At 62.4% G+C, this 23,488-nt stretch carries 16 protein-coding genes and 1 tRNA gene; 4 read left to right on the top strand and 13 right to left on the bottom strand.

Annotation, left to right across the window (positions count from 1 at the left end; genetic code table 11):
* Positions 1-168: 168 nt before the first annotated feature.
* From argB to rpmH, 6 genes are all read right to left on the bottom strand, one after another.
* A complete protein-coding gene (gene argB, locus ASG57_RS24915; RefSeq protein ID WP_057197908.1) occupies positions 169-1,056 on the bottom strand; it encodes an acetylglutamate kinase in 888 nt (295 codons plus the stop codon).
* Between the two features lie 97 nt (positions 1,057-1,153).
* Positions 1,154-1,519 (bottom strand): DUF423 domain-containing protein, encoded by a 366-nt coding sequence (locus tag ASG57_RS24910; RefSeq protein WP_029673862.1) that lies wholly within the window; start codon positions 1,517-1,519, stop codon positions 1,154-1,156.
* Positions 1,519-2,172: a ribosome biogenesis GTP-binding protein YihA/YsxC gene (gene yihA, locus ASG57_RS24905; RefSeq protein ID WP_057197906.1), complete on the bottom strand. Its 654-nt coding sequence runs from the start codon at positions 2,170-2,172 to the stop codon at positions 1,519-1,521. Before yihA ends, ASG57_RS24910 begins: the two co-directional genes overlap by 1 nt.
* A 117-nt stretch (positions 2,173-2,289) precedes the next feature.
* Positions 2,290-4,143 (bottom strand): membrane protein insertase YidC, encoded by a 1,854-nt coding sequence (yidC, locus tag ASG57_RS24900; protein ID WP_024337180.1) that lies wholly within the window; start codon positions 4,141-4,143, stop codon positions 2,290-2,292.
* Positions 4,144-4,159: 16 nt separating this feature from the next.
* Positions 4,160-4,546, bottom strand: coding sequence for a ribonuclease P protein component (rnpA, locus tag ASG57_RS24895; protein WP_057197904.1), 387 nt, complete (start codon positions 4,544-4,546; stop codon positions 4,160-4,162).
* A gap of 27 nt (positions 4,547-4,573) precedes the next feature.
* Positions 4,574-4,708: a 50S ribosomal protein L34 gene (gene rpmH / locus ASG57_RS24890; protein WP_008542748.1), complete on the bottom strand. Its 135-nt coding sequence runs from the start codon at positions 4,706-4,708 to the stop codon at positions 4,574-4,576.
* A 350-nt stretch (positions 4,709-5,058) separates the two neighbouring features.
* On the opposite strand from rpmH, the gene ASG57_RS24885 reads away from it, so the two are divergent.
* Both ASG57_RS24885 and ASG57_RS24880 read left to right on the top strand, forming a co-directional pair.
* The gene (locus tag ASG57_RS24885) at positions 5,059-6,558 is read left to right on the top strand and encodes an ATP-binding protein (protein ID WP_024337182.1); all 1,500 of its coding nucleotides are present in this window, start codon (positions 5,059-5,061) and stop codon (positions 6,556-6,558) included.
* 309 nt (positions 6,559-6,867) lie between these two features.
* Positions 6,868-6,944, top strand: a tRNA-Arg gene (locus ASG57_RS24880).
* Here ASG57_RS24880 and ASG57_RS36315 read toward each other — a convergent pair.
* The 7 genes from ASG57_RS36315 to ASG57_RS24845 all read right to left on the bottom strand — a co-directional run bounded on the left by ASG57_RS36315 (position 6,900) and on the right by ASG57_RS24845 (position 17,724).
* Positions 6,900-8,579, bottom strand: a complete 1,680-nt coding sequence (locus tag ASG57_RS36315; RefSeq protein ID WP_082529045.1) for a recombinase family protein — start codon at positions 8,577-8,579, stop codon at positions 6,900-6,902. The genes ASG57_RS24880 and ASG57_RS36315 overlap by 45 nt on opposite strands.
* Positions 8,580-8,919: 340 nt before the next feature.
* A complete protein-coding gene (mobF, locus tag ASG57_RS24870) occupies positions 8,920-11,604 on the bottom strand; it encodes a MobF family relaxase (RefSeq protein ID WP_024336899.1) in 2,685 nt (894 codons plus the stop codon).
* 110 nt (positions 11,605-11,714) lie between these two features.
* Complete coding sequence (locus tag ASG57_RS24865) at positions 11,715-12,206, bottom strand: hypothetical protein (protein ID WP_024336898.1); 492 nt, start codon at positions 12,204-12,206, stop codon at positions 11,715-11,717.
* A 129-nt stretch (positions 12,207-12,335) separates the two neighbouring features.
* The gene (locus tag ASG57_RS24860) at positions 12,336-14,960 is read right to left on the bottom strand and encodes an AAA family ATPase (RefSeq protein WP_024336897.1); all 2,625 of its coding nucleotides are present in this window, start codon (positions 14,958-14,960) and stop codon (positions 12,336-12,338) included.
* A 67-nt stretch (positions 14,961-15,027) separates the two neighbouring features.
* Positions 15,028-16,152: a hypothetical protein gene (locus ASG57_RS24855; RefSeq protein WP_024336896.1), complete on the bottom strand. Its 1,125-nt coding sequence runs from the start codon at positions 16,150-16,152 to the stop codon at positions 15,028-15,030.
* Positions 16,149-17,396 (bottom strand): type II toxin-antitoxin system HipA family toxin, encoded by a 1,248-nt coding sequence (locus tag ASG57_RS24850; protein WP_024336895.1) that lies wholly within the window; start codon positions 17,394-17,396, stop codon positions 16,149-16,151. The genes ASG57_RS24855 and ASG57_RS24850 overlap by 4 nt, the downstream gene beginning before the upstream one ends.
* Complete coding sequence (locus ASG57_RS24845) at positions 17,389-17,724, bottom strand: helix-turn-helix domain-containing protein (RefSeq protein ID WP_024336894.1); 336 nt, start codon at positions 17,722-17,724, stop codon at positions 17,389-17,391. Before ASG57_RS24845 ends, ASG57_RS24850 begins: the two co-directional genes overlap by 8 nt.
* Positions 17,725-17,996: 272 nt before the next feature.
* Between ASG57_RS24845 and ASG57_RS37115 the strand changes: the two genes are divergently transcribed.
* Together ASG57_RS37115 and ASG57_RS24835 are read left to right on the top strand one after the other, a co-directional pair.
* Entirely contained in the window at positions 17,997-21,569 is a 3,573-nt protein-coding gene (locus ASG57_RS37115; protein WP_024336893.1) for an AAA domain-containing protein, read from the top strand.
* Positions 21,566-23,440, top strand: a complete 1,875-nt coding sequence (locus tag ASG57_RS24835) for a phospholipase D-like domain-containing protein (protein WP_024336892.1) — start codon at positions 21,566-21,568, stop codon at positions 23,438-23,440. The genes ASG57_RS37115 and ASG57_RS24835 overlap by 4 nt, the downstream gene beginning before the upstream one ends.
* Positions 23,441-23,488: the final 48 nt, after the last annotated feature.

Here is a 23,488-nt window from a genome sequence, read left to right as displayed (position 1 = left end):
CGGGATGGTCCGAACGACCGGACCCGGAATCTCGAGATTCTCCGGTGCGCAGTTGCGCACCGTAGTTCGCCCTGCGGGCGCTCCGGGATGACTGCGCGAGGCGAGAGCCGTGGATACCCGGGTCGAGCCAGGGCATGACGATCTTCTTCCGCTGCTCGCGCTCCCGGATCACTTGTGGATCAGCGTGCCCGTGCCCTGGTTGGTGAAGAGCTCGAGCAGCACCGCGTGCTGCATCTTGCCGTCGATGATGACGACGCCCTCGACGCCCTGTTCCAGGGCATAGATGCAGGTCTCGACCTTCGGGATCATGCCGCCGGAAATGGTGCCGTCGGCGATCAGCTTGCGCGCGTCCTTCACCGAGAGCTGCGGGATCAGCTTCTTCGACTTGTCGAGCACGCCGGGCACGTCGGTGAGCAGCAACAGGCGCTTGGCCTTCAGCGCGCCGGCGACAGCGCCGGCAAAGGTGTCGGCGTTGACGTTCAGCGTCTGGCCGTCCTTGGACGTCGCGAGCGGCGCAAGCACAGGAATCAGCTCGTAGCCGATCAGCTGGTTCAGCAGCGTGAGGTCGACCTTCTCGGGATCACCGACGAAGCCGAGATCGATCGCCTTCTCGATGTTCGAATCCGGATCGATGATGGTGCGCGTCGTCTTCGACGCCTTCACCATGTTGCCGTCCTTGCCCGACAGGCCCACGGCCTTGCCGCCGGCTTCGTTGATGTAGCCGACGATCTGCTTGTTGACGGAGCCGGCCAGCACCATCTCGACGATCTCGATGGTCGCGGCATCGGTGATGCGGAGGCCAGCCGCGAATTCCGAGACGATGCCGAGGCGCTTGAGCATGGTCGCGATCTGCGGACCGCCGCCATGCACCACCACGGGATTGATCGCGGTCTGCTCGAGCAGCACGATGTCGCGGGCAAAGTTCTTCGCGGTCTCCTCGTCGCCCATGGCATGGCCGCCATACTTGATGACGATGGTTTCCTCGTCGTACTGCTGCATGTGCGGCAGCGCTTCGGACAGGATGCGGGCCTGGTCGAGCGGGGAGATGTCGGTCATGTCGCGATCTCGCTGGCGGGTCGGTGAGCCGCGTTCTATCCGATTGGCGCGCGAGGCGCAAAGCGTGGCAGCCATGTAGCCCGGATGGGCTACGGATTTAGCTCTTCGCCACCAATGCTGCCAACGTCACCGTCAGCCAGCTCGCGATCATCACCGTCCCGCCGGTTGGCGCCGCGTACGGAAACAGCGAGTGCCCGGCATATTGCCGCAAGGCGAGGTCGCCTGCGAACAGCGCGGCGCCGATCACGAAGCCGAACGCCGCAACGAGGCCAATTCCGCCATGCAGAAGGCCGCGCGCGAGCAAGGCGCCGGTGGCAAGTATGGCTGTTGCGTGAAACAGCAGCATTGCGCTTGCCGAGGCGAGCCGGGTGGCATCGGCGCCATGGGCGGAGGCGGCGGCGAGCGCGACGCCGGCGGCGCCCATCAAGCCGGCAAGCCCAAGCATCAGGCGGTGCGCGGCCATCACGAGGCCCGCTCTTCCAGCAGCTGCGCCATCGCGGCCCGCAGCTCGGCCATGCCGGTCGAGCTGCGTGACGAGGTGGCGAGCACGGTAGGGAACGCGGCCGGATGCTTGGCGAGCGCGGCTTCGGTCTCGGCGATGCGCGCCTGCAGCTCGGCGGCCTTTACCTGGTCGGCCTTGGTCAGCACGATCTGGTAGCTGACGGCGGAGCGGTCGAGCGTCTTCAGGACTTCGAGATCGACGTCCTTGATCCCATGCCGCGCGTCGATCAGCACGTAGACGCGCGCGAGGCTGGCGCGCCCGAGCAGGAATTTATGGATCAGCTCGGTCCAGGACGCGACCTGGCTCTTGGGTGCCTTGGCATAGCCGTAGCCCGGCATGTCGACGAGGCGGAGGTCGGTCTTCCCGGGGACTTCGAAAAAGATCAGCTCCTGGGTGCGGCCCGGCGTATGCGAGGTGCGCGCCAGCGCGTTGCGACCGGTGAGCGCGTTGATGAGGCTGGACTTGCCGACATTGGAGCGGCCGGCAAAGGCGATCTCCAGCCCCGCCATCGGCGGCAGTGTTTCGATCGAGGGCGAAGCCCAGATGAACTGCCAGTCGCGAGCGAACAGCTTTCGCCCCGCTTCGATCAGCTTCGCATCTTTGTCGTCGATCATGCGAAGGCCTTTTGCTCGCTGTCTCTCCGCGTCATTGCGAGCGAAGCGTAGCAATCCAGAAATGCATCCGCGGAGGCACTCTGGATTGCTTCGTCGCTTCGCTCCTTGCAACGACGATTACGTCGCCTTCCTCACGAACGTCGCCTTGAGATTGTCGAACAGCTCCACCTTCACGCCGTTGCGGCGCATGATGTAGCTCTGCTGGACCACCGAGAGCAGATTGTTCCAGGCCCAGTAGATCACGAGCCCTGCCGGGAAGCCTGCCAGCATGAAGGTGAAGATCAGCGGCATCCAGTTGAATATGAGCTGCTGCGTCGGATCCGGCGGCGTCGGGTTCAGCTTCATCTGGAACCACATCGTGATGCCCATGATGATCGGCCAGATGCCGAGCGCGAGGTAATAGCCGAACACCGGAATCGTGGTCGGATCGAACGGGATCAACCCGAACAGGTTGAAGAGATTGGTCGGGTCCGGCGCCGAGAGGTCCTTGATCCAGCCGAAGAACGGCGCGTGCCGCATCTCGATGGTGACGAACAGCACCTTGTAGAGCGCGAAGAACACCGGGATCTGGATCAGCACGGGCAGACAGCCGGCGACCGGATTGATCTTCTCCTTGCGGTAGATCTCCATCATCTCCTGCTGCTGCTTCACCTTGTCGTCGGGATAGCGCTCCTTCAGCGCCAAAAGCTGCGGCTGGATCGACTTCATCTTCGCCATCGAGGCGTAGGATTTGCTCGCCAGCGGGAAGAACAACAGCTTCACGATCACGGTGACGAGCAGGATCGAGATGCCGAAATTGCCGAAGAAGCGGAAGAAGAAGTCGAGGCCGAGGAACATCGGCTTGGTGAGGAAGTGGAACCAGCCCCAGTCGATCAACAGATCGAAATGGTTGAGGCCGAGCTCCTTGTTGTAGCCGCCGAGGCCGGCGAGCGGGAAGTTGATGCCGACCACGCCGGCTTCCTTTGCGCCCGCGAACAGCCGCGCGTTCGCGGTCGCCGTGCCGCCGATCGCGACAGTGACGGGATCGAGCAGATAGTCGGTCTGATAGGTGTGAACTTTGCCGACGGGGTTTGACGAGAACCGCGCCTGCAGCCGGGCATTGGTGTCGGGCAGTAGCGCCGAGGCCCAGTACTTGTCGGTGATGCCGAGCCAGCCATTGGTGACATTGTTGAAATTCACCTGCTTGGCTTCGTCGACCTGCTTGTAGCCATATTCCTTCAGCTTCTCGTCGCCGAGATAGCCGATCAGGCCTTCATGCAGGATGTAATAGCCCGAGACGTGCGGCGCGCCGTGGCGCGAGATCAGCGCGAACGGATAGAGCGTGACAGGCGCATTGCCGACATTGCTCACCTCGTCCTTGATGGTGAAGAGATAATGGTCGTCGACGGCAATGGTGCGGCGGAAGGTCAGGCCGTCGCCATTGTCCCATTTCAGCACCACCGGTGTCGACGGCGTCAGGCTGCCGCTGCCCTCCTGCTGCCAGACGGTCTGTGCATCCGGCATCTTTGCCGTCACGCCCGTCGCCGCCACCCAGCCGAACTCGGCGTAATAGGGCTCCGCCGTGCCCGAGGGCGAATAGAGGATGATCGGCGGCGACTTCGGATCGACCGTCTCGCGATATTGCACCAGCGCGATGTCGTCGATGCGGCCGCCCTTCAGCGAGATGCTGCCGGCAATCCGCGGCGTCTCGATCTTCACGCGCGGGCTTGCTGCAATGGCGGTCTCGCGGGCGACGACCGGCTGGGCCTGGTTCACGGCCGGCGTCGACGGCTGGGCAGCGCCGGGCTGCGGCGCGCTGCCGGGCGTCGTGGACGCGCTCGGCTGCGGCGTGCTGCCCTTTTGCAGCTCGGCCTGGGTCTGCTGCTGGGCGCGCTGCTTCTCCATCTGCGGCACGTTGTAGAAATACTGCCACGCGATCAGCACCAGGCCCGACAGAATGACGGCGAGGATGGTATTGCGATTGTCGGTCATCTCGATTGTCTCGTCATCAATCCGGTTTGCGGCTGGTCGCTGCGGCGGGACCTGGCCTGTGGCCGCGCGCTTTGGCCGTATGCCGCGCGGGCTTCGTGAACGCTATGCGCAGATCGTCGAGCATGGTGGCGAAGTCGCGCGAGAGCGCGTCTCTTCGTCCGACCAGGACATAATCATGATGGGGCTGCATCGACACCGGATCGAGCCGCTTCACCAATTCGCGAAGCCGGCGCCGGATACGATTGCGCTCGGGCGCGTTGCCGTTCTTCTTGGTGACGGTGAAGCCGATGCGGACCGGGCCAAGGTCATCGCGGCGGCGGCTTTGCAGGACGAACGCGGGATTATTCACCCGCGCGCCATTGGCAACGGCGACGAAATCCGCCCGCTGCCTCAGCCGATCCATGATGAAATCCCAAAAGGGGGGTCCGGCTCAGGCGCTCAGACGCTTGCGGCCGCGGGCGCGGCGGGCGGCGAGAACCTTGCGGCCGCCAGCAGTGGCGAGGCGGGCGCGGAAGCCGTGACGGCGCTTGCGCACCAGTTTGCTGGGTTGATAAGTCCGCTTCACGGGTTTTTCTCCGCTGACCGGGCAATTTGCCTGTAGAATTGATGGTAAAGTCCGGAAGATGCGGCCCAAAACGGGCCCTTTTCCGGCCCCGAGAGAGCCGCTCCCGGTGTCGCACCGGGTCATCGCGGACAATTTGCGCGGCTTATAAGGGAGCGCCTTCTTTTCGTCAACGCCGCACAAGGGCGCGATTCCGGTGAATATCGCTGTTTGTGCGGGGTTTTTATCCCTTGAGGTGGCGACTCGCGATATCAGCGCCTACATCCCACCTCGGCAGATTAGCGATCCGTAATTTGACCGGACATCGGGCGGGTCGCATCCTCCACCAGCCAAGGCCAACAGGGGCGAATTTCGTGGCAGCCACAGATCGCCAGCCGATCCAGGATCTGGATCAGCCGGAGCAGCCGGCCATGGGGCCCCGTGGGTCGCGCGGGCTCGGGCTGTCCGGCAAGCTGCTGCTGCTCACCATCCCCCTCGTGATGATCGCCGCCGTGCTGCTCTACGTACCCGCGATCGCCAATTTCTGGGTCAACCGGCTGAATGACCGCGTTGCGGCGGCCAATACGGCGGCGCTGGTGCTGGACGCTGCGCCGCTCGGCATGGTTCCTGATTCGCTCTCGCGCCAGATCCTGAAGAGCATCAACGCCCGCGCCGTCGCCATCAAGATGGGCCAGCAGCGCCGGTTGCTCGCCAGCGACAACATTCCGACCGCCATCGAGCACGACATTGACCTGCGCGACATGACGGCCTGGGAGGCGATCACCGGCTCGTTCCGGATGATGCTCGAAACCGGCAATCAGGCCATCCGCATCGTCGGGCCCGGGGTCGGCAATGCTCAGTTCATCGAGATCGTCACCGACGAACTGCCGCTGCGCAAGCAGATGTACCGCTTCTCCCGCAACCTCGTGGTGGTCGCGCTGATCATCGCGGTGCTGACCGCAGGCCTCGTCTATCTCGCGCTTCATTATCTCTTCGTGCGGCCGATGCGGCGGCTGACTGCGAGCCTGGTCGGCTTCCACGAGAATCCCGAGAGCTCGGCCGGGATCATCGTGCCGAGCCAGCGCAGCGATGAGATCGGGGTGGCCGAGCGCGAATTGTCGGACATGCAGCGCGACCTCATGTCGATGCTGAATCAGAAGAGCCGGCTCGCCGCCCTCGGCCTCGCCGTCTCCAAGATCAACCACGATCTGCGCAACCTGCTTGCCTCAGCCCAGCTCCTGTCGGACCAGCTCGCCAGCGTGCCGGATCCGCGGGTGCAGCGCTTCGCGCCCAAGCTCGTGCGCTCGCTCGAACGCGCCATCGCCTTCTGCCAGTCGACGTTGTCCTACGGCCGCGCCCAGGAGGCCGCGCCCGATCGCCGCATGATCCTGATCGAGCCGGTGGTGATGGAGGTGCGCGAGACGGCCGGGCTCGCCAACGACGCCTCGATCGCCTGGGTCGCTGCGATCGAGCGCGGGCTCGCGGTCGATGCCGATCCAGACCAGCTGTTCCGCGTCTTGCTCAACCTCGTCCGCAACGCCGCCCAGGCACTCGAAAGCCATGCGGCGGGCGAGGGCCGCGTGCAGCAGATCCGGATCACCGGAAAACGCGAGGGCGCCGTCGCCATTCTCGAGGTCTCCGACACCGGTCCCGGCGTTCCCCAGAAAACCCGGGAACACCTGTTCGAGGCGTTCCAGACCTCCGGCCGGCCCGGCGGCAGCGGCCTTGGCCTCGCCATCGCGGCCGAACTCGTCCGCGCCCATGGCGGCGACATCCACCTGGTCGAAGGCACCATCGGCGCCACCTTCCGTATCGTCATCCCCGACCGCCCGGTGGAACTGCTCTCCGTCCGCAACGAGCGAGCCAGGGCGTAAGTCGGCCAGAGGCCGACTGAACGAGCGGGGCGATCTCCATTCCCTCCGTCATTCCGCGACGACCTGAGGGTCGGGGCCGGAATCCATAACCCAGCTGGTGGTTATGGATTCTCAGATGCGCATTGCGCACCATGGCTCGCGACTCGTCGCGCCCGGAATGACGAACAGAGTTGCGGAAATGCCCCAAAATACCGGCAAGCCAGACCTTGCCAATCGGGACAAGAGCGGTTAGTCAGAGCGCTCTTTCGCACCCCTCCCGGTCCTCGGGAGATGCGTCGCGGGTCCATGCCCGCGCTGTTTGCGAAGCACGCGCCCGTAGCTCAGCTGGATAGAGCATCAGACTACGAATCTGAGGGTCGGACGTTCGAATCGTTCCGGGCGCGCCATTTGCGTACAAAACCACGAACATTTCCGTTCTCGGTCTGTTTGCCGGCAACGGCAGCCTGGAGAATGTCCTTGCTGCCAACAATCCGGATCGCCCGATCGTCGACTTCGACCGCGTCAATGATCGAGCGGATGTACGCCTTGCGGGTGTTCGTGTCGCCTGCGTCGAGCTTTTCGGTCATGAGCCTCGCGAAAGCGTCAATCTTCCCGGCGTCGATTGCGGCCGCCGTACTGCACTGAGCGCGAGCGTGATCAAGAGCCGCTTTTGCGCGCTCCCGCTGGGACTTCAGCGCCGTGGTGCGTTCCCGCAAGATTTCGTCGAGTTCTACGATGCCGTCCTCGATTGAGCGGTAGAGCCGCCTCAAGCGCTCGTCGACGTCCGTCAGCTCCTTCTGGAGCGTTATCAGCCGCTGGTCCGCGGATTCGCTCTTTGCGGCTTGGCGCTCGATCAGCGATTTCAGGAGGTCGGCGAGCCGGTCCGGAGCGAGCACGCGCGTCTTCAGGTTGGTCAGGACGATATCGTCCAGGGTCGCCGCCGGGATATGCCGGCCGTTGCAGACCGTCTTGCCCTTCTGTTGGCAACCCGCGCAGGAATAGTAGGAATACGACCGGCCCTGCCGATTGGTGGTTCCCGTACGGGTCATTCCCGCCCCGCAGGACGCACAGACGGCGATGCCCGTGAGCAGCGAGGGGCCGTTGACCACGCGTGGCGGCGTCGTCTTGGGATTGTTCTGCGTGAGTTTCGCCTGCACGCGGTCGAAGTCGCTCTTCTCGATCAGAATCGGAACAGTGATATTGACGACGCTGGATGGATCGTGCTTGCGGCCATCCCGCGAGCTACGCACGCCATAGGGCCATTGACCGGTAGCATAGCAGGCGTTGGTCAGGATCTTGTGCACTGGCCCGACGCCAAAGGTCACGCCCCGTCGCGTGCGGTAGCCGTGGCTGTTCAGCCACTTTGTCGTTTCCTTCACGCCGAGTGGACCGGTAGTCCCATCGCCGTCCATATAGAGCTTGTAAATTAGCCGGACCGTTTCGGCCTCGACGGGATCGATGCCGAGCTTTTTCTTGATCTTCTGTCCGCGTCGTTCCGCCTCTACAATCTTGTAGCCAAGCGGCGGCGTGGCGCCATTCCAAAAACCCTGGCGCGCTGACTCGCGCATTGCGCGCGTAGTGTTCTTGGAGATTTCCCGAGATGTATGTTCATCAAATGCTCCGATGATCTGCCTAACTAGAATCTGGCTAGGGTCATCGCCCGTCGGCTGAGTGACCGACACGACCTCGACGCCATGCTTCCGCAGCTTGCGGATGGTCAACTCCATTTCAGCGACGTTGCGGAAGAAGCGATTAAACGCATAAAACACGATAGCATCGTAGGGATGATCCGGAGCGCAGGCGCGATCGATCATGTCCTGTAGCACGGGCCTGCGGTCGTCCGTTGCTGTCTTCGCCTCCACGAACTCTTCGACAATGGCATAGCCATTCTGATCGCAGAAAGCTGCGGTGACCTTGCGTTGGCTCGGGATTGAGGCTTCGTGGTTTAGCTGTCGTCCCGTACTAACTCTATAATAGGTGGCAACGCGCCTCGGCGCATCTGTTTGGTTCTGGGCCGAGTTGCGAAATACGTGCTTGTTCATGGTCAGATCTACGGCTGCACAATGCATTTCTTTGTCGCCAGGATCGAATCTGCGCAGCAGACAAGGTGCTCTGTCAATCAAAATCTGCGCACGGAATTAGCGCTCTTTGGCACTGCCCCTGAGCACATTCTGAAGCTCAGCGCCGAGCAAAATTTCGATCGCGCGCAGTTCTCTTTCCAGGATGGGAACAGAATGCGGCATCTCGATCGTCACACGGAAATCCCCCGGCTGTAGCTGACGCGGGCCGCGCTTCTTTGGGGACTGTGCTGACGCAGTACAGGACTCGCCTGGTGCGGCATCGCGGGACCTCAGCTCAGCTCGCTTGCGAAGGCTTGCGCGTCTAGAGCTCATGGTTGAGCTCCCGCCGCCGGTCGCGCAAATGTTCGGCTTTCCGATCAGGGAAACTTACGCCCTCGATCACGTCGAGCGTGGAGATCTTAGGTGCCGCGCGGGAGAGCCGCTCGGCGAGCCACTCGCGTCGCTGCGTTTCGGAAAAGGCCGATCCGTCATGTTGCCGGTCGAACGGCAGTTCGGAGGCGAGGTGTCGATCGATGCGCTGTGAGTCCACCACGAGGGTCGTCGTCTCGCGCGCCCGGCTCGATGCCACGAAGATATCGTGCCGGCTGAGGGTATGGTCGACATAGACGATGCTGTTGTCGACCGTCAGGCCTTGGCTCCCATAGATCGTTGAGGCGTAGGCCCAGCCAAGGCGCGGGCGCCCCTGCGCGTCGGCAAGACACGTGGGATTGAAGACGATGCGCCGATCACCTACGTCGGCTTCGATCCGAAGCTGGCTCGTCTCGCCGAAGGGCGCCTGCGTCTCGCTGACCGTCACGACCGTCGCGGTCGTGCCGTTGATGACGCCGAGATCGTCATTGCGAACGAGGAATCGGATCCTGTCGCCTGCAGCCAGCGCCAATTGAGTGGCGTGTCCCGAGGAAGTGACCGCCGTGAAGGAGATCTCGTCGCCCCTAATGAGGCCGGCGGTCTTGCGGCGTTCCCGCGCTACGCGCGAGATCGCGGCAACCGCGGCATTGGACTTTGCAAGAATAAGGATTGAACCGGCCGGATCGCGAACCTTGGCCGCCTCGGCTGCATCAAGCGTAGCTGCAATGGCAGTCTTGGCGCCCTGGGATTCCACCAGCAGGCCATGATCGGCGAAGGCCTTCAATCCTTCTGCAGCGTCGCCCTTGCCGAAGGCGGTAATGGCGTCCCGGACCCACGCCTCGCGTTGGCGAACGATGTTGTCGACCCGAGTCGCTTCGACGGCGCGGGACACCAGGTCAAGCCCGGGTCCCCCGATCGGCTGGAGCTGGCGGCGATCCCCGACGAGTACGGCCTTGGCGCCGGCCTTCTTCACAGCGCTGAGCAACACATGCATATCGCGCGAGGACAGCAGGCCGGCTTCGTCGACGATCAGGAGCGTGCGTTCATCGAAGACATTGTGACCGGCCTTGAGCATCGCGATCCAGGACGCCGTCGCGCGCGACTCGATGCCGAGGTCGCTAGCCAAGGTATTTGCGACACGCCAGGCCGTGGCCGTGGCGATGCATCTGATCGGCGGACCTGCTCGTCGGCCCTCCTGTTTGAACGTCACATCACCTGAGCCGATCGCGGTGTGGGCCGAAACGATCTGGAAGAGTGTGGTTGTTTTCCCGCTGCCAGGCGCTCCTTCGATGATCGAGATCGCGTTGCCGCCGCACGCAGCAATGGCGGCTTCGGTCTGCTCCGTACTCAGCCCGATGGCCACGCAGCGCTCAGCGATTCGCGTCAGATCGACGGCGTGCCAGGAGCGGGACGCGAGGTCCTGCGCCATCGCGACGACTTCCCGTTCAATAGCGAGCATTTCGGGGGTGGAATAGTTGGGCAGGCCAAGGGCATCGTGACCGATCTCGACGATTGCGCCATTCCTCAGCAGGCGATCGACTTCGACCTCCGCACGCTCGGCCGGCAGCCCGGTGCCAACGAGCGTGGCGGTCACGGAACGCAACAACTCACGGCGCTCGATCACGCTCTCCTGCTCGGTGAGGGCGGCCGGCAATGCGTCCAGTCGCTCCGACAAGAGTTGTTCGGCCGCTGCGCGATCGAATATCCTCGACGGATCTCGCAGACGTTCGGTGAACGTCTCGACTTCGATCCCGATCGATTCCGCGGCATCTCGCCAAGTGTCCTCGCGGCGAGCGGTTTCGCTGTCGCGTTTGGCGGTGCGCGTCGCTTTGGTGATGGCAGCGGCGAGTGCCGGCGCCTGAGCACTGGCGACACCGTGTTCGGCCAGTTCGTCTTCGATCTCCTGACGACGCGCGCTGAAGTACTTGATCGTGGCATCATCCACGCCGGCGATTTCGAAGATGCCGTTCTTGCCGACGCGGACGATGTCAAAGCCGAGCTTCGTCAGCTCATGTGCGAGGGCGGCGTGATAGGTCGCGCCGGCCGCCATCTTCCAATCGCGGATGACCTTGGAGTGAAGACCTCCAACTGTGCCGTCGCTCTGGCGGGTCGAGATATTCATGCATACGCAATGCGTATGCAAATTTGCATCTGCGAATATGCGCCCGTCGGCGTGTTTTGCAGGGCGGCTTTCGCCGTGCTGAAACAAGGCGGCTGTGAGAGCGACTTTCTCCAGCGACATGCCGTTGCGGCCCCGGCGCGCCCAGGTGGCCTCTCGCTCCAGGACGTTCAGCGTTGCTTTAACAGCTCGCTGCTGCGCAACTTCGATGAGGCGCTTCGTCTCGGGCGTCGCCAGCCCCCAGACCAGGGATACCGAGCGCGGTGCGCTGAGTGTCACGTCGAACGCGCTTGTCCGCTCCCTATGGCGGCGAATCTTATCCAGGAGGGGGCGGCCATCCGCGTCGAGGGCATTGTACAATTGCTCGAAGGTCTGGCGCTCGACTTGCGCGCCGTCTACAACGCCAAAATCCCCCGCCGGGGCGTACCAGAGGCCCGCAGGCTCGCCGTCGCCGAGGTAATACTCGGTCTGGCGCGTGTAGTAGCTCGCGCTTGCTGCAGGATTCCACGTCGCGACCACGAAGAAGACCTCCGAATGGGAGGCCTTCCAATTAGAGCGCGTGCTGGTAGGGGTCTCGGAAATGAATGAACTTTTCGCCTATTCTCCTAGTTTCGACCCTGGGGCGCCCCTTAGGCCCGCTGCGCTCCGTGCTGATGCAGTATGCCGGATTCGGCAATCCAGGGCGCGGGGACGTGCGCTTCGCGCCGATCAGCCCAGGCCGTCAGCGGGACGTCGACGACGGCGAGCGCGGGAAACCCCGTCACCAGGACACGAATCATTTTCCCGGCCGATGTCTCGAACACGCCAAGCGCATCCGACAGGAAGTCGGTCGTGATCGTGTCCTCCCAGACGGTCTCCATCGGCTTCGTGATTCCTCGGGCCAGCTCCTCGACGGTCGCATCCCGGCGCCTGCGGACCTGACGCCGGTCGATCCAGACCTCGCAGATGCGCCTTGCGGTTTCACCCGGCTCCAGACGAAGGACTAGTCGGATTCCGAAGCGTGCTTCGACAACCGAGCCTTGCTCTTGGCCGAACATAGCTGTGATCTGACCCAGCTCCTGTGCGGTTGCGATGGTGTTGACGCGCAATTCGCGCCCCAGCGCGAGAAGCCGTAGCAGCATGGTCGGTGTTCCGTGCCGGCGCGGCGACGAGAAGAGGAGAGTCCGTCACGGCTATCATTCTTGAGGTGCGTAAGCGGTACCGACCGGCGGCGAGGATGGTATCGGACGTCCGCTTCAGCTCGGACCATTTCATGCCGCTTTATCCTGACGGGTCCGCACGTCGGCGATCCATTTTTCTAGCACATCGATCTCGCCCTCGATAAGCGCCGGGGCTGGCAAGCGCGGATTGATCTCACCGGGCTGACTATGTAGGAGCGCCGAGCAGCGCCCAAAGGCCTCGCGCATCACGGTACAATCAGCGTTGGTAAGCACCGTCAGTTTGATGAGGCCCGTCGTATCGACCTTGCGCGACAAGCGGCGGATCACCGGCCCCACCACTTCCTCGACGGCGCGTTCCCATGTGGTGCGAAGTTGATCCTGGAAGGACGTCACCTCGCGAAGCCACTTCGCCTGATCGCCGCGCTCGTAATGGATTTTCACGTTCGCAAGATGCGCCTTCATCCCCTCGATCACTTTGTCGAGCGGCATCACGCTGGCCGGCGGCTCCTGGTGACAATAGCCGGCGTTGTCGGCGCCGCGGCTGATCAGCCGATAGGCCACCGGTGTCGCTTCCCGCTCTTTGGTGGCCCGGGAGGCTTCATCAAGAAGGAGCAGGAAGGCCATATCGTGGGTGAAGACGATCACCTGCCGGGTCTGCCCGGCCTCGGCCAGTCGGGCGGCAACCTTGTCGCGGTGTAGATGGTCGAGTGAGGAGACGGGGTCGTCGAACACGATCGCCGACTGGGCGTCGATGGTCGAAAGCTCCGCCATGAAAGCGGCGAGCGCCACGCAGCGATGCTCGCCTTCGCTCAGGACCTTACCGACCGGCTCACTCGGCCTGTTGATGAGCCGGACCTGGAAGAAGGGAACCCCCGCACTGGTTTTCGCCTGCTGAAGTTCGATGGCAAGACCGGCGACGCCGAGCTTGTTTACCTCGATGGCGAACTGGCCGCGCAAGCGGTTGGTGACGAGCGCCTGCGCGATACGGGCGCTCTGGGTCGTGATCTTGTTCGTCGCCGTGTCCTTGTTGGCCTTCTCGATCGCCTCGATAGCCTTGAGGCGTTCGATCTGGGCCAGCGCATCGGCTTTCACCACACCGAGCCATTTGCGGTCGGTGAGGCCATCACGCTCCGCGATGAGCGCTGCCCGCTGTGGAGAATTGGCCTCCGCCTGAAGGCCAGCAATGCGGGCGGCGATATCATCGAGCACCGTGCGCAACGGCGCGACGGAAGGGACTGCTGCGGGCGGAAGGGCCGGCATCGCCGCCAAGTGGTGAGTTCTGAGAAGCGCGCGCAGCCGCCAGGCCAGTTGCAGGATTTCACGGCGAAGAGTGGCCGCCAGTTCTTCCTGGCCGATGCCATCCCGCATCAGGGCGACGATTGCCAGCAGATCCGTCATCGAGATGGCTTTCGACGAGACCTCCTCGCACTTCTCACTGTAGGCGTCAGCGGCTTCCTGCTCGCGGCGCTTGCTCTCGTCCTGAACAAAGGTCTCAAAACTGCGGAGCCGCTGCGCGGCCTCCTCGCTGAGCGGCTGTTGGCAGAGGACACAATGGGCGCGGCCTTCCGTTACCGGAAACGGCCGATCCGGGTAGGCAGATGCGCGCGAATAATCGCGAGCGGCCTCCCATAAGACCTTCCAAACGTCAGCACCAATGTCGGGCAGCGGTTCATCGGCGAAGAGATTTGCGGATGCGGCTGCGGCGGCGGAGCGCGCGTTCGACAAATGCGTGTGGGCTTCGCTGAGCTCTGTCCACGTTTCATCCGTGGCGACCGCAGCCAGGTGCTCGAGCTGGCTGACAATGGTCTTGATGCGGTTTTCCTCGCCCTGGAGCTGACGAACAGTCCGGGTCGGATCACTTGAGAGATCTGTTGTGAGCATTTGGAGGCGTGCTTCCTCGTCGGGCGATAGACCGGCGAGGTTCTCGATGTCTTCCGGTTTGGTCTTGCCCGACAGCCCGGTGATCAGCTTGCCTACTGCAGTGTCCTCCTTGCATTCGGGTGTGGAAAGGACAGCCGGCGTCTGCTCCTGGAGCGACTTAATCTCCGCGGCCAGCTTGGCCTTTACGTCCTGACAGGCCTGCGCGAGGCCGGCGAGAATGCGGAGCGGAAGCGGAGTGTAGGCGAGATCGTTGGTGTTCTCGACATGGACGTTGGCGGTTCGGGAATCGAACACGCTCACGGCGGAAAGCATGGCGTCCGGCGCGCTGCCCTGGGTCCACGACGCGCTTCGCTTCTGTGCGCCGATAAAAAAGTCGATGCAGGCAGCGGGAGTGCCGGGGCTGGCCGCGTAGATGTTAGGCAGGATCGCATCGCCTTTCGGCGAACGCGCGCGGCAAAGCTGCTTGAGAACGCGAGCATATCCGGATTTACCTGCGCCATTGTCACCATAGATGACCGTGAGGCCGGCTTTGCCAAAGGATAGCCGCTCGCCGGGCGCGAGGGCGTTGACGTGCGAGAGGCCATAAAGGGCGGCAAGGCTGACGACGGCATGGCTGGCCGACGGGTCGCGGACGTGGCTGGCGTCGAGGGGCACTCCCTGTTCGGCGGCCTTGCAGATGGCGACAAGCGTTATGATATCGGCGCTTTCCAGCTTGGGCTGACTACATAGCCGCCGCAGCGCATCGCGCTGCCAAGCCGGCAAATCTGCGGACCATTTGAGAATGTCGGCAAGAGCTGCTGCTTCGTTCGAAAGATCCTCGTCCTGTCCGTCCATGGTTTCCCCCGACCCTTACCTGCTGCCACAGGCCCCGTTTCCACGTTTCGTTCTCGCAATCACCGTCTCAGGTCCCCCTGATGATGCGGCGTTCCTGGCCGAGCGGCACGATCCAGCCACCCGCACGATCAGGCCGTGCAAAGTCATCCGGCTGCGCGGTCTCAGTCAGCCGGACGCGCACCGCGTCGGGCTCGGCGTCGATGGCAGCGCGGATGAGATCCCGGTCTATCCCCACGAAGATCGGCCGGAGATTGAGGCGGGCGAGCGCTTCCTGATCGGCAACGGAAATATCGGCATCGTTGACAGGTCCGGCGCGTGTGACGAATCCACCGACAAGCCCGCCGATCGCGCTTGCCTTTTCAACATCGCCCACCGGGGCGGCGTCGAGCAGCGATCGTGCCGTCTGGAGGTCAGCCTGGAGCCGGTTGGCGAAGGGCTGATGGGTCATGCGTTTCAGGGCATCCGACAGTTCGACATGACCAAGCGGCCGAATCAGATTGGCGATGTGGAGGCGGAGCAGCCCAATGAAGAGTGCGTCCTTCTCCTCTGGCTTGATGGGCTCGCCCTCGTCCACGGGGTCCTTGACCGAGAGATGGGCATCAGCCGGGCCTGAGACGGCCATGCCCCAACGTGTCGCGACGGCAATGCGCTTCACGGTGACTTTGCGGCCTCGGGCCGTCACATCAATTCGCGCGGCCTGCCTCCAGGCGCGGGCCAATGCCGATGCCGGACCTCCTGCATCATGGCAGCCCTTGGCCTCCGCGACGGTCAGGGCGGCCAAGTCGGAGGCACAAGCGATCCAGTCAGGCAGATCACCTCGGGACAACCGCTTGACCTTCACCTTTCGGCGCCCGTCGAGATCGATGACGCGGCTGCCGAGATGCGCGAAGATCGACAGGCTAAAGTACCGCTCAAGATAGGCGCGCGCGATGAAGCGCCCGAACAGACCAGATAGGGCCACCTTCACCTCGCGGGCCTGACCAAGTGGCTCCTTGAAAATGAAGGGCGTTCCAGAGCCGGTTGGGGTGAGCAGCGCATCCAGAATGGACCATGCGCCATAGGCAGCGCCCGGCGTTTGCAGCACTTCCCGGATACCCGCGTCCTCGATGGCTGCGACATCAAGGTCGACGGTGGGACCAGTGACGGGATTGGCGGTCGGCGGGTCGAAGCTGTGAAGAAAGGTTCTCGTCATAAGGCGAGCGCTCGGTTCAGGTCGTCGTGCTCGAATGCGCTGGCCATGCGGTTGATCTCGGCCCCGCGCGCGCCCACCGACTTCGCGGTGTGGCGCCAGGTCGCTGTGACGGTGGCGACTTCCTTGATGATCGCGCGGGCCTGCACCAGCGTCAGCGCGAAGAACTCGGAAGCAGCCTCCAGCAGATCGAGCGAACAGGTGCCCTCGTCGAGATCGATGTTGGTTGTCAGAACCCGCGCCTTGAGATCCGTCGGGACAGGATTGAGATCGTAGGCCGGAGAGAGCGACCATCCTGCCCTTCCGAGCCACAGGAAACCGTGGTTACGCAGATGATCGTCCACATTGGAGATCAGCACATTGAAGACGACGCGCCGAAAAAGAGCATGCGCGTCGGTCTTGCTCTGCGCGCCATATTCAGCGAGGGCATCAACGATTTCGGGATAGCTGCCGCGTTCGCCGTCCCGGACGCCCATCATCGCCATGGCTGACAAGAACGGAATGCGGATTGCGCCACGCCGATCGAAGCGCCGCGACAGCATGACCTTCTTACCGGCGACGTCGATCAATTCATGTCTGGGGGTGACGATGCCGACCTGGCTCGCAAGGCGCAGCGCGATCTCCTCCCACGTCTCCATGCTGTAGTCGTCAGTTTCCTTGGGGAACTTGGCGATGGAGAGTTGCCCGTGTTGGTCGATCACCGACGCCTTGGGCCGCGCCCCGCCCAAGGAGGAGCCAGGGGCGAAGATGAGTTGCATATCTTCGTCGGTTTCCTCGTCGCGAAGGATACGTTCAGTGATCTGAAGCAGGCGGCCAAGCTCGACCAGGGCAGGCACGCCCGCGCGAATCGGCGCCTGGAAGGTATCGTCGCCAGCCCAGCGAAAGCGCAGCGCGCCCAATCGGGTCTCGTCGGCGACGCCGAGGAGATAATCGCTCTCCGCGAGCGTGCGGACCGCACGGCCTTCGCGTTCGGCGAGGCGGCGCGCGGCACGCTGCATGAGGCGACGCCCCCAGGTGTCAGGAGCCGAATCGCCAATGGAACCGAAAGTTGCAAGGCCGGCGGGCGGCGCGAAGGCGCCGCGGCCCAGAGCGAGGGCAGGTTCAAGCGAGAAGGCGTCGGGGTCTTCCAGCCATGCGCCGTCATATTCGAAGAGGATCGTCTCGGCGCCGCGAACGCGATTGCTCCGCGCCAGCCCGATCTGGTGCGTGCGACCTTCGAGATCGATATGGACCTCGAAATCAGCCATTACGGGGCGGTCCAGCCGGCCGCTTGAGATGGACGCGCTTGGGCAGCTCGGCACTGGCGAGAGCCCGCCCGACGCTATCGTTGCTGATGTCGGCAATCTGGCTCAGGCCGTCGAGGAGACCGAGCGCTTGGAGAACACCGGCATAGATGCCGATGCTGACGTTGGTGTCGCCGGCTTCGACTCTCTGGAGGGTGGAGCGGGACGTGAAGGCGCGTTCCGCCACAACCGCCATGGGCAGCCGGCGGCGGCGGCGGGCGTCATGGATGTCCGCGCCCAGCTTGCGCAGGGTGCGCCGCACAGCGGCGGGAGGATTGTGAGGAGTCGGCATTTGACATCTTCGCACTACAAAATTTTGATATATGTAGCACGAAGCTAACAATTTCGCTAGTCCTTCGGGGCTACCCGCGCTACGCCAGAACGGTGCCAACCCAGAATGGAGACAGCCAGCGAGATCCTCGTAAGACTCGGGCAGCTGGCTACCATGACCCTCCTTGCGAACAAAACAGGAAACACGGATCGTGAGGGCTCCGCCGTGACTGATTCGAACAACGCGCAAGCGCCATATCGACGTTTGCATTCAAGGTGGCGTTGGGGAGATTGATGCAATCAAGGAATGCCAAACGGCAACTCGATACGCTTGAGCAACGCTTCGAGCTCGATGAAACCTTCCTGTCATCCCCAAACACGGCCGCGCTGAAATCTGCAGTGATCCGTGCGACCGACCGCCGTACTGGCGATCCGGTGGTCCTTAAATACTGGGCAAAGACCGGAACCGCGGTCGACGCGGACTTCCGAGAACTGTGGCGGCATGAAATGCGCCAGAGCGAGCGCGTGCGTGCTTTCCCGCGCGGTAATGAAGTCGTTGTCGAGGTTCTCGCCTCGGGAGAAAGTGACGATGCATTTTACATTGTCATGCCAAGCGACGTCGCTCCGCTGGAACACGCCTCCCGATTTGTGCGCCCCGATCATTGGCTCCGCAGCCTACACGGACCGCGTCAGCGCGTTCTCCTCTGGAAGAATTTGCGCCGTTTGGCGGAAGCTCTCGGTGCCGTTCACGGCCAGGGGTTGGTCCATGGCCGGATCGATGGCCGGGCCGTCTATTCTACCGGGGCTGCGACAACCCCGGATTTTCGCTTGGGCGGGTTCGAGTTTTGCCTGCGGGTCGCAGAACTCAACAAGGCACCGCTGCATGTCATCGCCAAGAGTCGTCCCGTCGGCTCGGTCATCTTTTCCTTCCTCGACGACTGGCGCGCGCTGGGCAAGGTCATCGCCGATCTCGTCGGCCTTGATGCAAACAAGCTCGACGAAGAGGACATTCCGTTCTTTGAAGGGCGCGCGAAAATCGATTTGCGTGCCTCAGAAATTGACCTGATCCGGCTGCTATTTGAACCAGAACGCAATCGTATCCTCGACGCCGCAACGGTCACGAACCGAGTTGACGCTATTCTCAATGAGCTGGATGCGGAAGCATTCGCCGATAACGACCGTTATGTGCTGGCACTTCGACTCGGGCAGACAAGCCGTCTTTCTGCAATCCTGAACGCGGCATCGGGCGACACATTCGACACCGACGACGCCGAAAGCCAGCTCGACTTCATTCGCGCCGATCTGGAAACAGGGGTAAGTCTTACCCGTACAGCAAGGGGCGATCTCCTGCTGATGACCGAAAGCCTAGTCTATGATCTCCAGCCCCTGCGTGTCGCGGGGTCCGATGAAACCTGGAATGTCGCCTCCTGCAACAACGCCCGGTTTCGGGACGACGTCCACCTGGGACGACGGGAAACAACCGACCTTCCCGCACACCGGATCGAGATCATCCGTTTTGCTGCCGCGTCGCGGCGCTTGAATGAATTGCGGTCGGATGCACTGGATTGGAGCGCGGCCTTCGACATGACGCCGGATGGCGATCCGACGCTCACCGTTCGGCGCGGCCTGCTTCTTGCGCAGATTGCCGAAGCGCTCTTCAAGGCAGCCGAGATCGCGCCAGTGGAATTGGTCAACCAGCGGCGTCAAGGAGACAAACGGATCGTTGAAATCGCGGCAAGCGACTCCGAGCATCGTATACGGCTCTCGCAGGCACTGGGCGTGGGCGAGCCGCACCAACTGATGCGGAGACTTTTCGACCGCGAAGAAGCCGACGTCGATGCGGAATGGCAACTTACTGAAGTAGCTGGGCTCGGCATGACTGTGCGGGCTGCAGCCAGCGTGCGCTTTATTCGTCCCGTCCAACAGAATAACCGGCGGCTTTACGAATTCGAGATTCTGGATGGCGTCGTCCCACCGCAGGCACAGCTTCATTTACGCAAGGTCGACGAAACAGGAACCGACCAAGTCCTCCGGCGGCGACTTCGCATGCTGACGACGTTGTCCACCCAGTCCGAACTCGCTCACATGCTTGCCGATCCCCGCGGACGACTGCGCACCTATCAGGACGACCCGCTTGTTGAGGATGATCATTTCGGCAAGCTCGACGAGTCCAAGCAGGAGGCGTTGCGCTCGATTTGGTCGACCGGTCCCGGTCAGCTCGTTGTCGGTCCGCCTGGCGTTGGCAAGACCAGACTGGTGACCGAGATCGTGCGCAGAGCGCTGGCGGGTGACTCAACGATCCGGCTTCTGCTTAGCGCGCAGGCACATCAGGCCCTGGATCATCTCGCAGCCTCAGTTCAGAAAATGCTGAAGAAAACCGGGCTGGACGACGATGTCATCCTGGTCCGATCCAAGGCAGACAACGGCGCCGGCCTTTCTGGCGCACAGACCCCAGACCGGGCAAAGGCCTATCTCAAAGAACTCAAGGATAGCTCGCTCTATCGCCGGGCACCGAGGGCCATACAGCAATCTTTGCGCGACATGACGACGGCCGCAGACGTGACCGGCAATCTGCGAGCAAGACTTTCCCTGACAAGCCTGCGTCAGCGGCGTTCCTTCGAAGCGCTCGTGCTGCAATCGGCCAATGTTCTGTTCTCGACGACCAACTCCGGCGACCTGGAGCGCTTGATCGACGATGGCGCGCTGTTCGACTGGACTATCGTCGAGGAGGCCGCAAAGGCAACCGGATCGGAACTGCTCGCTCCTCAACTGCTATCGATGCGGCGTCTTCTGATCGGGGATCATAACCAATTGCCGCCGTTTGACACCGACCGGATCGCGGAATTTCTAGAAGACCAAACGCGAGTCAAGGATGCGCTGGCCGAAAGTGATCCACTCATAGGCAACATCTTTCGTGATTTCGGACTGGATGATCTCAAGGAAGCGATCGAAGATGATGGCGTCTTGAGCGAGATTTGTGCGTCGGCGCGCCGCATGCTGTTGCTGTTCGAGAGCCTGGTCACCAGCGAGCTCGACCGGCAGAAACGATCTGACCAGCGCCGGCGGCGTGTGGCGACCGAACTCCTGCAGCAGCATCGGATGCACCCTGCGATTGCCACCGTGATTTCCGAGTGCTTCTACGACAGAACGCTCGATACGCCGAAAGAACGCAAAGCAGAATTCGATACCGAGCAGCCACCATTCACGATCACGGACGAGCGCCTGCCCTCTTCGCCGATCGTCTTCATTGATCTCCCGTATGTGCAGCGTGAAGGCAACGCTGGCGAACAACGTCCCACCTATCACAATCCGGCGGAATTGCAGGCTGTATTGTCCGTCCTCGGAATGTTGAAAGCCGCTCCGAAAAAGCCGGAGGAACCGTCAACGTTGGCTGTTCTATCCCCATACAACGAGCAGGTCGAGCGCTTGGGCCGTGCGATCGAAGATGCGCTGCAAGGCAAACTCGCGAATATCGTGGATTTCAAGCGTGGGACGAATGCGCCGGGATTCGAGAGCACGGTCGACTCGTTCCAAGGCAGTGAGGCCGACGTCGTGGTTGTCTCGTTGGTGCGAAACAATGACCATGTCGGGCGACGTGCGCTTGGCATCTTGCGCGACCGGCGGCGCATGAACGTGCTGTTGAGCCGAGCCAAATGGAAACTCATTATTGTTGGTAGCATGGACTTCCTGCGTGTCCAAGGCCGGCGATATCGTCGTCACAACACGGATAACCGCAGCGTGCCGGCATTCCTCGCGAAGATGTCAGAGGTGTTCGACCAGTTAGCGAAAGAGACGCTCCCCGATGGAAAGACGCCGAAGTTCAAGTTGGTGTCGGCGGCTTCGCTCATGACGGACACCAAATCATGAGCGGTCAGAATGCGGTGCGTGTCGCTGTTCCGGTCAAGCTGGCGCGTCTGCGGGTCTGGGTCGACAAGGGACGCCATTGGAGCGGAGTCGATCGCCTGATCCTGTGGGCTTTGACTGTTGAGCCGAGCACCGCCGGTGAGTTGGCGAAGGTTGCACGGATTCCGGCGCGGCTGATCACGGAAATAATCCTGCGCATGATGCGATTTGGTTGGGTCGAGCTTGCCGCCGCCCCGAAGGGCGCCTCGTTCCGCACCACCGAGGCCGGCCGCGAGGTTGTTGAAACGTTCGAGACCTTACCGCCCGTCACTCGACGGGTTGCGCGCAGAATATCGTTCGCGATGGAGCCTTTCGCTTGGCGAGCCTATGGTCTGCGCGATCTGAAACCATATCGCCCCTCGGAAATCGAGGCGATTGAGCGTGAGCATGACGTCCGTCGGCTCGTTATCGATGGCGGATGGGGGCGCTTGTCGAGCCTAGATCTCTACGCTGCCGCAGATCAGGTGCTGTCGGATGACGAGGAGCTTTCCAGCGTCGACTACAGCGCTTCCGACACCGTGGACCAATTCGCCTTATTCACGGTGATTGGCAACAGCATCAAAGGCCTGCCGCAAGACTCCGCCGAACAACTCGTTGCCGCGATACGCCAGGCAGCCAAAGAACGGAAGCCGGGCGCGCCGATGACGATCAAGACGCCGCGTCGATCGGCGGCTTCTGCGATGGCTCGAAACGGCGTGCGCACGGCCCCGATTCGACCAGACGATATTGTGCTCAGCGGACAAGATCATCGCGACCGTCTGATCGAAATTCTCCGCCAAGCGCGTTCCAGGTTGATCATGCACTCGACGTTTCTACGCGAGAGCGCCTTCGTTGAGTTGCAGGAGGAATTTGGCAAGGCGGCAAAACGCGGTGTTCAGATTGATATTTTCTGGGGTGCGAACAGCGATGAGACCGATCGCAAAGCCAACCTGGAGGCGGCCATTGCGATCAATCACCGGATCACAGCAGACCAGAATTTGCGGGGACGTGCGAGAGTTCATCTCTACACGACGCGCTCCCACGCCAAGCTCCTAATCGCGGACGCCACTGGCCGCGGCACTGGAGAGTTTGTCGCTGTAGTCGGATCGTGCAACTGGCTCTATAGCGGGTTCAATCGCGTGGAAACGTCGGCCGTCTTGCGCCATCCCCACGCTGTGGCGCGGGTCGCGCAGGAATTTTCCGAACTGATCTTTGACATCGCGACGAGCTCTGACGCAGCCTCCGACCTGACGTCGCTGGCCCGAACACTGCGCACCCATCCTGCTCCAGACGGTGAAGCAGAGTTACAGCTGGTCAGAGGAGACGAACACGCGGATCTCATGCGGCTGGCTCGCGAAGCGGCCACCAAATCGATTGTGGTCGGCGGTGATCGTCTCGGATTGGCGGCAGAAGCGCGAACGATCATTCCCATGATGGCGGCCGCGAAGCGCTCGGTGCAGGGAATTCTCTGCTACTCGAAGCCCTCAGGACCAGTCACAAAGCAAGATGCCAAGGACTTAGCTGCACTTGCAGGCTCGGCTGGCGTCAGGCTAGTTCAAATTCAGGACCGTGAACTTCACGGCAAGTTTCTTCTTTGGGACGACGACCATCTCGTACTCACCAGCTTGAATTGGTCGTCGGCCGATACAAGCGCCGATGCTCCATTGGGCGAAATCGGCCTCTACATCAAGAGCCCTGGTCTTGCAGCGAACGTCAGGCGCCGGCTAACCGACGGGTGGCCGACTCTCAATGCCCCCACGAACGCGCCTCATCAGGAGCTGACGCTACCGAAACGCCGCAGACGTCGTCGTCGTGGCAGAGGTGCAAAGGGCGAGAACCAGAATGCGACAAAATAATCGACGAAGTCTGGGATGACGATGTTTTGTGCGCCTCACCCAAAATTC

This window comes from Bradyrhizobium sp. Leaf396, from assembly GCF_001424605.1.
Lineage (GTDB): Bacteria > Pseudomonadota > Alphaproteobacteria > Rhizobiales > Xanthobacteraceae > Bradyrhizobium > Bradyrhizobium japonicum_C.
This window is presented reverse-complemented; position numbering and strand designations above follow the sequence as displayed.

Bases quoted from the DNA above. Each gene is read 5' to 3' on its own strand.
- ASG57_RS37115 (WP_024336893.1), top strand. From the start codon at position 17,997: ATGCAATCAAGGAATGCCAAACGGCAACTCGATACGCTTGAGCAACGC.
- yihA (WP_057197906.1), bottom strand. From the start codon at position 2,172: ATGATCGACGACAAAGATGCGAAGCTGATCGAAGCGGGGCGAAAGCTG.
- ASG57_RS24845 (WP_024336894.1), bottom strand. From the start codon at position 17,724: ATGCCGACTCCTCACAATCCTCCCGCCGCTGTGCGGCGCACCCTGCGC.
- ASG57_RS24850 (WP_024336895.1), bottom strand. From the start codon at position 17,396: ATGGCTGATTTCGAGGTCCATATCGATCTCGAAGGTCGCACGCACCAG.
- ASG57_RS24865 (WP_024336898.1), bottom strand. From the start codon at position 12,206: ATGCTGCTACGGCTTCTCGCGCTGGGGCGCGAATTGCGCGTCAACACC.
- rnpA (WP_057197904.1), bottom strand. From the start codon at position 4,546: ATGGATCGGCTGAGGCAGCGGGCGGATTTCGTCGCCGTTGCCAATGGC.
- argB (WP_057197908.1), bottom strand. From the start codon at position 1,056: ATGACCGACATCTCCCCGCTCGACCAGGCCCGCATCCTGTCCGAAGCG.
- ASG57_RS36315 (WP_082529045.1), bottom strand. From the start codon at position 8,579: ATGAACAAGCACGTATTTCGCAACTCGGCCCAGAACCAAACAGATGCG.
- ASG57_RS24860 (WP_024336897.1), bottom strand. From the start codon at position 14,960: ATGGACGGACAGGACGAGGATCTTTCGAACGAAGCAGCAGCTCTTGCC.
- yidC (WP_024337180.1), bottom strand. From the start codon at position 4,143: ATGACCGACAATCGCAATACCATCCTCGCCGTCATTCTGTCGGGCCTG.
- ASG57_RS24835 (WP_024336892.1), top strand. From the start codon at position 21,566: ATGAGCGGTCAGAATGCGGTGCGTGTCGCTGTTCCGGTCAAGCTGGCG.
- ASG57_RS24910 (WP_029673862.1), bottom strand. From the start codon at position 1,519: ATGGCCGCGCACCGCCTGATGCTTGGGCTTGCCGGCTTGATGGGCGCC.
- ASG57_RS24855 (WP_024336896.1), bottom strand. From the start codon at position 16,152: ATGACGAGAACCTTTCTTCACAGCTTCGACCCGCCGACCGCCAATCCC.